Here is a 12,626-nt window from a genome sequence, read left to right on the forward strand (position 1 = left end):
GGCAACGCGCGAAACCAACTTGCCGCACTGCAGGTACCTACCACTAGTATCTATACGCGAAACTTGCTTCGGTTGCAGCCAGACCCGGCACCTCCGAGCTGCACCACTGCGAAGCTTCTCACCTGCTACGTCCGAACGGTCAGGAGACACTCACCGTGTTCTGGGTCCACTTGCTCATCGTCATCGCGTTCATCGTCTTCGGGTCAAGACTTGGAGGCATCGGAATCGGCCTCGCCGGCGGGGCAGGTGTGCTCGTACTGGCCGCAACGGGAGTACACACCGACTCCACCAAGGCCATTCCGTGGTCGGTCATCGGGATCATCATGACCGTCATCTGCGCCGTCGCCGCCATGGAGCTCGCCGGAGGAATTGACCACCTCGTCCACCTCACCGAGAAACTCCTGCGCAAGCACCCCAAGCACATCACCTTCCTCGCGCCCGTCGTCACCTACCTCATGGCCCTGCTGTGCGGGACGGGCCACACGGCGTACTCCGTCATCCCAGTCATCGTCGACGTGTCGAAGCAGCACGGTGTGCGTCCGTCACGACCGCTGTCCATCGCTGTCGTGGCCTCCCAGGTGGCCGTGGCCGCCTCACCCATCTCCGCGGCGATGATCGCCCTGACGACCATCCTCGAACCGATCCACGTCGGGTACCTGCAGTGCCTGGCCATCATCATCCCGACGACCTTCATCGGCACCATCGTAGGTGCCGCCGTCGCCGGACACATGGGCAAGGAGCTCGCCGACGATCCCGTATACAAGGACCGCATGGCCAAGGGACTTGTGAGGGATCCCGGCACTGGGAACGCCGACTACAAGGCTCCCAAGGGGGCCGTGGCGAGCCTCGTCGCCTTCCTCGTCACCCTCATCCTCGTCGTGCTCTACGCGACGTTCACGAGCCCCGAGGTGGGTCTCGTGAAGGATCCGCCCATGGGTTCCAGCCCCGCCATCATGCTCATGATGCTCACATGTGCCGTCGTCGTCTGCCTGCTGGCAAGGAAGCCAACCTCGACGATCACCACTCAGTCGACCTTCCGCTCGGGCATGAGCGCGGCGATCAGCATCATGGGCCTTGCGTGGCTGGGCAACACCTTCGTCACCGCGTACATGGACACCATCAAGTCCGCCCTGCAGGGTCCGCTGCAGGCGCAGCCGTGGCTGCTCGGGGTGTTCTTCTATCTCGCCGCCCCACTCATGTTCTCCCACGCGGCGACGACGGCGGCGTTCATGCCGCTCATGGTCAAGCTCGGCCTGCCGGCAGTGGCCCTCGTCGCCTGCTACCCCGCCGTGGCCAACTACTACCTCCTGCCGAACTACCCGACGACGGTCGCAGCGATCGAGATGGATGACACCGGGTCGACTCGGGCGGGCAAGTTCCCGCTCAACCACCCGTTCGTCATCCCCGGAACGGTGTCGATCATCGTAACGATCATCCTGGGGTTCCTGTTGGCGCCGTTGGTGCTGTGACGACCGGTGAACACATCACGCGGGTGTGACCACCATCATCAGCCAGTGCCGAGGACCCCACCCTGCGAAGAGCGAGACGAGTCATGGGACACGCCCGTCGCGGGGTTGGTGCCAGTCGAGAACGGACGTCGGACCGATGATCCCGTGGGGTCGTAGGTCATCTGCATTCGACGACCTTCCGCACTGTTGCCCCGGGCTGGTGGCCCCGCGGGTCCACTGGGCCACCTCGTCGCGTGACACGCGACCCAAGGCCGTCTGGATCAGAGCCGCCTGAGTCAGAATCGTCAGAGGATCAGCCTGATCCAGAATCACCCGGGCAGGATCACTTGGCCATGCCGGCCAGGATGAGGGCCTCGGTGAGGATCGCCTTGCGGAAGTCGCCCAGGTGCAGTGACTCGTCGAGTCCGTGCATGCGCGAGTCCGGGTCGGTGACGGCGGTGACGAGCACAGTGGCCTGCGGGAAGGCGTGCTGCAGGTCGGTGATGAGCGGGATGGCGCCTCCGGTGCCCATCTGCACCGGCTCGGTTCCCCAGGCCGCCTTGAATGCCTGGTTGGCGATCTCGGCGTAGGGCCCCTCGAACGGCACGACGCCGGGAGCGCCCGCCTCCCCCGGGGTGACCTCGACCTGGGCGCCGTAGGGGACGTGGGTGCGCAGGTGGTCCATGAGAGCTTCAAGATCCTGGGTGGCATCGCCACCGGGGGCCACCCGAAGGCCCACCTTGGCGCGGCACACCGAGGGCAGGATGTTGATGGCCTCGGCCACCGGCGTGGCGTCGATGGCCAGCACGGACAGCGAGGGGCGGGTCCACATCTTGTCGGCGGGGTTGCCGGTGCCGAGCCAGTCGACGCCGTCCAGGATCGCGGTCTCGGTGCGCAGCCGCTCCTCGGGGTACTCCACGGATGCCGGTTCCGCACTGTGCAGGCCCGCCACGGCGACGTCACCGTTCTCGTCGTGCAGGGTGGCCAGCAGTTTGCACATGGCGGTGAGGGCGTCGGGCACGACACCACCGAACTGCCCGGAGTGCAGCGGATGGTCCAGGGTGCGCAGTTCGACGACGCAGTCGGCCACTCCACGCAGGGTGGTGGTGACCGAGGGTTCGCCCTGGTCCCAGTTCACCGAGTCGGCGACGACGATGACGTCAGCGGCGAGCTCGTCCTTGTGGGCCTCGATGATGGAGGTCATGGACGGCGAGCCGATCTCCTCCTCGTGCTCGACGAAGAGGGTGACACCCACCGGCGGGTTGCCGTCGAAGGCCTTGAGCGCCGTGAGATGGGAGACGACTCCGCCCTTGTCGTCGGCACTTCCGCGCCCGAACAGGCGCTCCCCGCGTTTGGTGGCGACGAATGGTTCGGAGTGCCACTGGGAGACGTCCCCGGTGGGCTGGACGTCACCGTGGGAGTACAGCAGGATGGTCGGCTGACCCTGGGGGGCCGGCCAATGGGCGATGACGGCAGGCAACCCCCCGGCCTCGCTGACGACGGTGGCGTCGGCAGCGCCGGCGGCCCGAGCAGCATCGGCGACTGCCTGGGCATGCTCGTTCACCCCGTCGGGGTTGAGGGAGCTGACGGACTGGATGGCCATGAGTTGGCTCAGCTGCTCGACGGCCCCGTCGGCGAGCTCGTCCACCTTGGCCCGGAGAACGGGAAGATCAGAAGTGAAATCCATGCCGCCAGCTTAGTTGTCCGCGATGTGCTGCACGACCTGATCGCAGGGGCTACGCCGTTGGCATGCAGGTGTGGGACGAGGAGTCTGAACCGATTGCCACACATGACACGCACGAAGAACTGCTGCACCGCAACGGGAATTGGGGCATCGACCGACTCACTGTCTGCCACATTGATCATGGCTGAGGGCTACGACTGACGTCCGCTGCACGTGGGGACCGCATGCTCGACTCGATGAAGGAGCGACACGAGTCCCGGGTGCATCCTCAAGACGTCACGGCGCAAAACCTGAACCTGTCGGGCCGAATCACCGGAAACCAGAGCCGAAAGGGCGTGATCCCCCGAGACGTCGAGGATCGGTGGCCTCGGAAGATCAGTGCTCCATCGCGGCAGGAATCGTCGCGGCCCAGACCTCGCGAACCTCGTCCAGATCGACGGTGCACAGCCCCTGGATCTCGATCTTGTCGGTGGCGACGACCTCGCCCACTCGGTTGACCGGCACGTCGTTGTCATGGCAGAGCTCGACGAAGCGGCCATAGCTGGCGGCGGGCAGTGAGACGACGGCACGAGCCGGGCTCTCGGAGAACAGCTCAACGGTGGGCTCACCCTCCAAGGTGAGCGAGACGCCGTGGTCGCCGTACAGGCACGACTCCACCAGCCCCTGGGCGAGGCCACCCTCGGACAGGTCGTGTGCCGAGGAGAGCAACCCCTCCTGCGCCGCAGCGGCCATCACCGTGGCCAGAGCCTTCTCGGCGGCAAGGTTCGGCATCGGAGGCATTCCGCCGAGATGGCCGTCGTGCAGGACGTCCTCCCACACCGAGCCACCCAACTCGCACTTGGTCTCACCGAGCACGAGCACGGCATCGCCCGTGTGCCTGAATCCCGCACGAATACGAGTGTGCACGTCGTCGATGACGCCCAGCACACCCACCAACGGGTTGGGCCGGATGGACTCATCGCCAGTACGGTTGTGCAGGCTGACGTTGCCTCCGGTGACCGGAACCTCGAGTTCCCGGCAGCCGTCCAGCAGCCCCAGGATCGCCTCGGAGAACTGCCACATGACCGCCGGGTCCAGCGGGGAACCGAAATTGAGGCAATCGGTGATCGCCATCGGGCAGGCGCCACTCACGGCAACATTGCGGTATGCCTCCGAGAGCGCCAGCTGCGCCCCCAGGTACGGATTGAGCAGGCTGTAGCGTCCGTTGGAGTCCAGTGACAGGGCGATGCCCAGGTTGGTGCTCTCGTCGACGCGGATCATGCCAGCGTCCTCGGGCTGGGCGAGCACGGTGTTGCCGCGTACGAACCGGTCGTACTGGTCGGTGATCCAGGACCGGTCGCACAGGGCTGGGGAGGCGGCCAGAGCCGTGATGGCGTGGGCAATCGCCGCACCGGAGTTGTCGCGCGGCAGGGCGTTCGCGTCATTGGCGTTGACCCCGTCGATCCAGTCGGGGCGGGCCGTGGGCATGTGAAGCTCCGGGCCGTCGTGGGCGACAGTGTGCGGGTCGACGTCGACGATTCGCTCGCCGTGCCAGTCGATGAACAGCCGGTCGGAGTCGGTGACCTCGCCGATGACGGTGGCCTGCACCTCCCACCGGGCACAGATCTCCATGAACCGGTCGATGTTGGCCGGTGTGACGATGGCCATCATCCGCTCCTGGGACTCGCTCATGAGGATCTCCTCGGGGGCGAGGTTCGGGTCACGAAGCGGGACGCGGTCCAGCTCGACGTGCATGCCGCCGTCCCCGGCGCTGGCGAGCTCACTGGTGGCACACGAGATCCCGGCGGCACCGAAGTCCTGCAGGGCCTCGCAGACCCCGGCGTTGAACAGCTCCAGGGTGCACTCGATGAGCAGCTTCTCCATGAAGGGGTCGCCGACCTGCACGCTGGGACGTTTGGACTCCCCCTCCGTGGCGAACGAGTCGGAGGCCAGGATGGATGCGCCGCCGATGCCGTCGCCACCGGTCGCAGCTCCGAAGAGGACGACGAGGTTGCCTGCTCCGGACGCCTTGGCGAACTGCAGGTCCTCGTGACGCAGCACACCGACGCACAGGGCGTTGACGAGTGGGTTGCCGTAGTAGGTGGGGTCGAAGAGGGTCTGGCCACCGATGGTCGGCAGACCCAGGCAGTTGCCGTAGTCGGCGATGCCGGACACCACTCCGGGCAGCACCCGCGCCGTGTCGGGAGCGTCCAGGGGCCCGAAGGCCAGGGCGTTCATGACGCCGATCGGGCGGGCACCCATCGCCATGATGTCGCGCACGATGCCACCCACACCGGTGGCCGCGCCCTGGTGGGGTTCGACGTAGGAGGGGTGATTGTGTGACTCGGCCTTGAAGGTGACGGCCAGGCCGTTGCCGATGTCGACCACGCCGGCATTGTCGCCGATACCGGCCAACAACGGGCCGCGCGGGGTCTGCTGGGGCAGCGCGGCGAACTTCTTGAGGTAGATCTTCGACGACTTGTACGAGCAGTGCTCGGACCACATCACCGAGTACATCGCCAACTCGCCACCGGTGGGACGGCGGCCCAGGATCTCGCGAATACGGGTGTACTCGTCACCGGTGAGACCAAGTTCCTGCCAAGGTTGAGCTTCGTCAGGAGTTGCGACGGCGTTATCCACTGTGTCTACCACGGATCAAATCTATCGAAAATTGACGTCACTGGCACAAGGCAGGGTGCTTTTCCGATGCATTCATGCACGGGGAAGAATCAGATGTCGCACCGAGCGGGCATGGGGACGACGACTCAGCTCGTCAGTTCCCCGGCAATGTTGACACCAATCCACCGTGCCAACTCACCGCCCCGCAACCCCTGGGAGATGAGGAAACAGATCTTGGCATAGGCCGCCTCCACCGTCATGTCCCGTGCACCAACGGCTCCCACCTCGGCCAGCTCACGACCGGCGGCATACCTGTTGGGGTCGACGTCGGCCTGGTAGCACTGGGAGGCGACGACGACCGGTACCCCGGCAGCGATGGTGCGCTCCAGTACTGTGATGAGCCCCGGTTCCTCAGTGGGCACATTGCCCACCCCGAAGGCGCGCAGCAACACTGCCTGGGGCAGCGGACGCAGCATGGACGTCAACCGGTCAGTCCCCATGCCGGGCACCATGGAGAACACCGGGACGTCACAGCGTCGATATGGTGCAGGGCGGCTGGAACCCGGCTCGCCCCAACCCTGCCCGGACTGTGGGGTACGCAGCCACTGCCACGTCGGGCTCTGCCGAGCCAGCAGGGGGACGTTCGGAGACGTGAAGGCCCGCAGGTCGTACGAGGAGGCTTTCGTCACCCGAGCACCGTCGAGGAGTTCGTGGTCGAAGAAGACGGCCACCGAGTGCAGCCTCCCACTGCTGGCAGCCTCGAGTGCCCCCATGACGTTGGCATCGGCATCGGAGTTCGGGGTGCCCAGCGGAAGCTGCGATCCCGTGACGACGACCGGCCGGTCGAGATCGGTGAGGGCGTAGGACAAGGCTGCCGAGGTGTAGGCCATGGTGTCGGTACCGTGCAGGACGACGAACCCGTCGGACTCGTCGTCCCGGCGGATCTGATCGACGATACGCTGCCACAGCAGTGGAGTGACGTTCGAGGAGTCGACGAGCGGCTCCATGGTGGTGACGGCCACCTGTCCGGCCAGATCGGTGCCGGCCAGCAGGTCGGTGAGCCAACCCTGCAGATCAGCCCCGGGGGCCAGCCCCTGGGGAGTCTCCACCATGCCGATCGTGCCACCCGTGTACAGCACCGAGATACGCATCTGGCCTCCTCACCTCTCGCCGTGGTCCGCGGAATCGTTGACGTCGTCAAGTTCGTCGTCGAGGAATTCGTCGAGCAGATCGCCACGAATACGGTTGCGCACGGCAAACCATCCCAGCACCATGAGGACACACACCCCGAGGAACAGGAAGATCGTCGGGCGACCCACCTCGGGCTCGAACCACATGGCGACGATCGTGCCCAGCAGGACGAGGATCGTCACGACATTGGCCACCGGAGCACCGCGCAGCTGGAAGGACGGGCGGGTGGCCTCCCCCTTGCGGGCCTTGAGCACGAAGACCATGTGGGAGGCGAGGATCGAGATCCACGTACCAGCGATGCCGATCGCAGCCAGGTTCATGACGACCTCGAAGGCCCTCGACGGGTACAGGTAGTTGATGAACACTCCGATGAGGCCCAGTGAGGCGGTGATGGCGATGCCACCGGCGGGGACTCCGTGTTTGTTGAGCTTGGCAGCGACCTTGGGGGCCTCACCGGCGACCGCCAGGGAACGCAGTGTGCGTCCGGTGGCGTACAGGCCAGCATTGAGCGAGGACAGTGCTGCGGTGAGCACGACGATCTGCATGATGTCGCCGGCGTAGGGCACGCCGATCCCCGCGAAGAAGGTGACGAACGGCGACTCGGTGGACGAGTAGGCGGTCCACGGCAGGACGAGGGTCATGAGGACGATCGAGCCGACGTAGAACACGAAGATACGCAGGATCATTGAGTTGACGGCCTTGGGAAGCACCTTGCGGGCCTCCTCGGCCTCACCGGCAGCCACACCGACCATCTCGGTGCCACCGAAGGCAAAGATGACGCCCAAGGACAGCGTCAGCATCGGAGCCACGCCCTTGGGGAACCAGCCACCGTGCTGGGAGATGTTGGAGAATCCGGCATGGGAGTTGCCCACGGCGTGACCGGTGACGACGGCCCAGATCGCCACCACCATGAAGAGGAGGATGGCCGTCACCTTGATGGCGGCGAACCAGAACTCGGCCTCTCCGAAGAGTTTCACCGAGACCATGTTGATGGAGAAGACGATCGCCAGGGCGATCGTGGCCAGCACCCACTGCGGCACTGGCTGGAAGAACGTCCAGAAGTGCAGGTAGAGGGCGACGGCGGTGATGTCGGCCATGACGGTGGTGGCCCAGTCGATGAAGAACAACCACCCGGTGACGTAGGCCCCCTTCTCACCCATGAACTCACGTGCATATGACACGAAAGCGCCCGATGAGGGGCGATGCATGGACAGCTCCCCCATGGCACGCACCATGACGAAGGCGAACAGGCCGCAGATGGCGTAGGAGAACGCCAGGGCTGGGCCTCCGAGGGCAAGACGACCGCCGGTACCCAGGAACAACCCGGTCCCGATCGAACCACCCAGGGCAATCATCTGGATGTGGCGATTCTTCAGCCCCTTGTGATAACCCTCGTCAGCTGCGTCGACGAGATGGGTGCCAGTGTGCCTGTTCGGCTGTGGTGCATCCACCATGATCTCCTTTCACCGGTCACGAGCCGCACTGGTGCGCCGGTACATTTGAGTAGACATTACGGCGAATTCCCTGAGAACGAAAAATTCACCAGCCCCCTGCCGACCTGCTGGTCAGCCGCAGGACGGCAGAACCAAGCATCGCGGTGAGTGCGAGTCACCGTCATCTGGAGCCATCGTCAGCTCCAGCGTCATCGCTCGGCACGGGATCATCGCCCAGTGCGAAAACCATTGTCAGGTATCAGAGGTTCTCACGCCAGCCCGACGCGATTCCCGGAAGGCCCGGTGACGCGGACTCAGAGGGTCCAGTTCCCAGCAGGCCCGGCGACGCGAACCCCAGAAGGGCGTGTGGCCCAGAAGCTCTCTGGCCTCGGACGGTGCGCGGCTCCCAGAAAGTTGGGGCCAGGACACCTCGTCCTCAGCTTCAGCAGGCGGCGTTGAAGGCACGAGCCGTGGCGGCACTGGCAGCCAGGTCACGGCGTTCCCGCACCAAGCGGATCAACCCACCAGGGGCTTCCGGGTGGTCCTGCAACCATTGCTGAGCCTGCTCGGCATTGGTTTCCGGATCATCGGAGGGGAACAGACCAACAACCAGACGAGTCGCCATCTCGATGGGGAACTGCTCCCAGATCCGCTGCAGATCGTCGAAATAGCCGGAGTCGAGGTCGCAGAACAGGTCTGCGCCCAGTGGCTTGCGCAGTCCGGCGATGACGGCGTCGACGTGTTCGTTGGTGAGTTCGCCGGGAGTCATGAGTCGGCGCCACATGTCGCGGACGTAACCGTTGTCACGACGTGCTGTCATGGCGCACAGGTGGGAGTTGACGCCGTTCTTGGTGTGGTCGCGATCAAGTTCGGCATCCAGTTCCTCCTCGCTGGCCTGCCCCACGGCCGCCAGGGCGATCCAGCCGTCCCATCGCAGATCGGGACCCATCCTCAACCCGTCGGGCAGCGTGGAACCATCCACCATGGCACGGACCCGTGCCGCACTGGCCGGATCCCCAGCGGCAACGACGAGGGCGTGGCGGGCCCAGACGATCTGGACGTCGGAACCAGCTTCGGCTGCATCAAGTTCCCGCCATGCCAGCTCAGCCAGTTCATGGCGGGCATGTGGCACGGCCTGCTGAGGCAGGTAGCTGGACACGGCCTGGCGCGCCTGGCCGAGGACCTGACCGAGGATGGCAGGATCAGTCTCCTTGCCGGCATGGCTGGCCACGGCCTTGAGATAGCTGTCAACCGACAGCTTGGCATCGCGTACGGCGTTCCACAGCACGGACCACAGCAGGGCACGGGTCAACGGCTCGTCCAGATCGGAGAGATGGTCCAGGGCGACATCGGTACCGCCCTCGTCCAGCCGGACCTTGGCGTAGGAGAAGTCCTCGTCATTGATGAGCACGAGGTCGGGAACACGATGGCCGGTGACCGCCTTGACGGGGGTCCGTGGACTGGTGATGTCCACCTCGACGAGTTCGCTACGGGTGAGCATGTCGTCATCGAGGTTGTACAGCCCCACTGCCAAGGTGTGCGGACGATTGGCGGGTTGCCCGGTACGGGCATCCACTGAGTCCCGTACGATGGTGAGATCGGTGATCCGACCGTCGTCGACGTGCAACTCGGGCAACACGGTGTCCAGACCCGAGGTGCGCAACCAAGCGTCGCTCCAGTCGCTCAGGCTCCGACCCGACGACCTCTCCAGGTGGCGCAGCAGATCGTCGAGAGTTGCCGCGCCGTAGGCCATTTCGCGGAAGTAGCTGCGTGCCCCACCGAAGAACTTCTCCACCCCGACGTGGTGCACCAACTGTTTGAGCACCGCTGCGCCCTTGGCGTAGGTGATGCCGTCAAAGTTCTGACTGGCAGCGTCCAGATCCGTGATGTCGGCACTGATCGGATGGGTGGTGGAGAGCTGATCGGCGGTGTAGGCCCACGCCTTGCGTCCCACTGCGAAGCTCACCCAGGCGTCGGTGAACTCGGTGGCTGCCTGGCTGGCATGGGCCCCCATGTACTCGGCGAAGGACTCCTTGAGCCAGTTGTCGTCCCACCACTTGGGGGTGACGAGGTCTCCGAACCACATGTGGGCCATCTCGTGCAGGATCGTGTTGGCACGCTGGGAGAGTTCGGCGCGGGTCGGTTTCTCACGAAACAGGTACCGCTCGGTGAAGGTGACACATCCCGGGTTCTCCATGGCTCCGAGGTTGTACTCCGGCACGAAGATCTGGTCGTACTTGCCCCACGGGTAGGGGTAGTGGAATGCCCGGTGGTAGAACTCCAGCCCCTTGCGGGTGATGTGGAAGATGTCATGATCGTCCAGGTACTGTTCCATCGACGCGCGGCACAGCAGGCCCAGCTCGATGGTCTCTGCCCCGTCCGAGGAGGTCCACGAGCTCGTGCGTCGCACATAGGGTCCTGCGGCGATGGCCGTGAGGTAGGAGGCCATGCGCGGGGTGAGGCGGAAGTCGTGCAGGACGCTGCCATCGTCCAGGGTCTCGGAGTCGTCGTGCACCTGGTTTCCGATGACCCTCCAGTTCTCAGGGGCGATGACGTCGACGTCGAAGTGCGCCTTGAGATCGGGCTGCTCGAAAACGGCGTAGGCGTGCCGGGAATCGGCAGGTTCGAAATGCGTGTAGAGGTAGGTGTTGCCGTCGGCGGGATCGACGAATCGGTGCAGTCCTCGCCCGGAGTGGGAGTACGGCAGGCTCGCCGTGACCTGGACGACGTTCTTGCCCCGATTCAGCCCGCGCAGCATGACACGAGCCCCGTCGTACTCGACCGGAACCGGCTGGTCATTGATGACGACGGACTCGACCTCGGCGTCGAGCAGGTCCAGGAAGGTCTCGGTGACCTGTGACTTGAACCGCACCTTGGTGGTGCTGCGGAACCGGCTGGTGTGCGGATCGGTAGCCTGCCGGATGTCCAGGGTGACGTGGTAACGATGGACGGCGATGTTCTCGCTGCGGTGACGGGCCTCGTCGCGGGTCAGATTCTTCGTACTCACACCACCAGAGTATGGCAGTGGCGCGTGCCATGAGCATCCAAACCGAGCAGTTCCTCCGGATGAAGCTGTACCTCGAACCGATCAGGGTGTCTCATGTCCGCTGTTGACGGGTACGAGCCGGCGGGCAAGGGCAGCCGTGTCAGGGTAGGTCATCCAGCGATTCCTTTGGACAATCGACCTGCTGGACCGTCACCCCATGGGCCACGTCGTAAACCCGACACGCGACCGAGGATGCCGATTTTCCCGCGTCAGGTGGCAGCAGGGAGCCAGACCTCATATGCCTATACAGGTCGACACGAAACCGAGTCCCCCGACGCCAACGCACCACCCAATGGCCGCCAATAGAGATGTCTGTCGGCATGGTCTCGCTGAACCATGTCTGCGCGGCGTCCGCACGCGCAGTAGGAGAGATGAGCCCCCGTGAACCCAGCTCCTTGCGCAGCGCATCGGGCACGGCATAGTCGGCGCATTTCGCGGCATCCTCATCCGTCTCAGACTGGATCGTGCTGCAACCCGCCACACCGAAACAGAGCAACACGCACGAAGTCATGACGGCCACGAACCGAGGACCCCTCATCGGCGCCCCTTCAGTTCTCGCACAGCAGCCGCACGCCGCTCAGGTAAGTAAGCATTTATGGTACCAGCTCCTCCTGAAGCATCCACGTGATCGACCATGTCGAAATGGCTCTGCAACCGTCCCACCTCGGGTGAAGTCGGCCCCTTCGCGAGGTAGATCAAGGACTGGTCAGGCACCTTGAGATGTCCACCCCAGGCCAGGACCCCTCGAGACTCAGCAACGATATCCTCCAGCACAACGATCTCATCGGGGAAAAGATCACCCGTTGACCCGTAGGGAAGAAAGCTCTCACGAAACAGGAAGGCCGTCCCGGACAGAAGGTTGGAGCGTTGCGGTGAGGCAACATTCCGGTCATGCTGGAGCCCTGCCACGTCACCGGGACGCAATGAGACAAGTTCGTAGTTGATGCGCCTCAAAGCGTGCAGTAGCACGACCGACGGTGCACCGGTCGTCAGAGTCACGTCGATCCCTGCACCCTCGACCGTCTGCGCAGCAGCAGCGGCACCGATCGGCCAGTCGTTGACGCTGCGCATCCCAGACCATCGTTGCGCGCGGGAAGGCTGGATGGGCGATGCCGGGACCTGTGGCAGGGCAAAGGCTTCGGGTGCCAGAGCGACCGCTAGTCCACTTGCGGCCATACCACCCAGCAGGGCACGACGGGGAATCTTGTGGGAATTGCGTGTCATCG

8 protein-coding genes are annotated in these 12,626 nt (G+C 64.8%); 1 reads left to right on the plus strand and 7 read right to left on the minus strand.

The window, feature by feature from the left end; translation table 11 throughout:
* The first annotated feature begins 155 nt into the window (after positions 1-155).
* Positions 156-1,469 (plus strand): anaerobic C4-dicarboxylate transporter family protein, encoded by a 1,314-nt coding sequence (locus CKV91_RS00740; protein ID WP_065860403.1) that lies wholly within the window; start codon positions 156-158, stop codon positions 1,467-1,469.
* A 322-nt stretch (positions 1,470-1,791) separates the two neighbouring features.
* Here CKV91_RS00740 and CKV91_RS00750 read toward each other — a convergent pair whose 3' ends face one another.
* The 7 genes from CKV91_RS00750 to CKV91_RS00780 form a co-directional block, all read right to left on the minus strand.
* A complete protein-coding gene (locus CKV91_RS00750) occupies positions 1,792-3,135 on the minus strand; it encodes a dipeptidase (RefSeq protein ID WP_021105078.1) in 1,344 nt (447 codons plus the stop codon).
* Positions 3,136-3,507: 372 nt separating this feature from the next.
* The gene (purL, locus tag CKV91_RS00755; RefSeq protein WP_036956945.1) at positions 3,508-5,763 is read right to left on the minus strand and encodes a phosphoribosylformylglycinamidine synthase subunit PurL; all 2,256 of its coding nucleotides are present in this window, start codon (positions 5,761-5,763) and stop codon (positions 3,508-3,510) included.
* Positions 5,764-5,876: 113 nt separating this feature from the next.
* Positions 5,877-6,881 (minus strand): asparaginase, encoded by a 1,005-nt coding sequence (locus CKV91_RS00760; RefSeq protein ID WP_021104137.1) that lies wholly within the window; start codon positions 6,879-6,881, stop codon positions 5,877-5,879.
* A gap of 9 nt (positions 6,882-6,890) precedes the next feature.
* Positions 6,891-8,375, minus strand: a complete 1,485-nt coding sequence (locus CKV91_RS00765) for an amino acid permease (protein ID WP_065860401.1) — start codon at positions 8,373-8,375, stop codon at positions 6,891-6,893.
* 421 nt (positions 8,376-8,796) lie between these two features.
* Positions 8,797-11,361, minus strand: a complete 2,565-nt coding sequence (pepN, locus tag CKV91_RS00770) for an aminopeptidase N (protein ID WP_197691354.1) — start codon at positions 11,359-11,361, stop codon at positions 8,797-8,799.
* 139 nt (positions 11,362-11,500) lie between these two features.
* Positions 11,501-11,938 (minus strand): hypothetical protein, encoded by a 438-nt coding sequence (locus CKV91_RS00775; protein WP_015582096.1) that lies wholly within the window; start codon positions 11,936-11,938, stop codon positions 11,501-11,503.
* Positions 11,935-12,624: a hypothetical protein gene (locus CKV91_RS00780; RefSeq protein ID WP_015582095.1), complete on the minus strand. Its 690-nt coding sequence runs from the start codon at positions 12,622-12,624 to the stop codon at positions 11,935-11,937. Before CKV91_RS00780 ends, CKV91_RS00775 begins: the two co-directional genes overlap by 4 nt.
* Positions 12,625-12,626: the final 2 nt, after the last annotated feature.

The sequence above is a fragment of the Cutibacterium granulosum genome, assembly GCF_900186975.1.
GTDB lineage: Bacteria > Actinomycetota > Actinomycetes > Propionibacteriales > Propionibacteriaceae > Cutibacterium > Cutibacterium granulosum.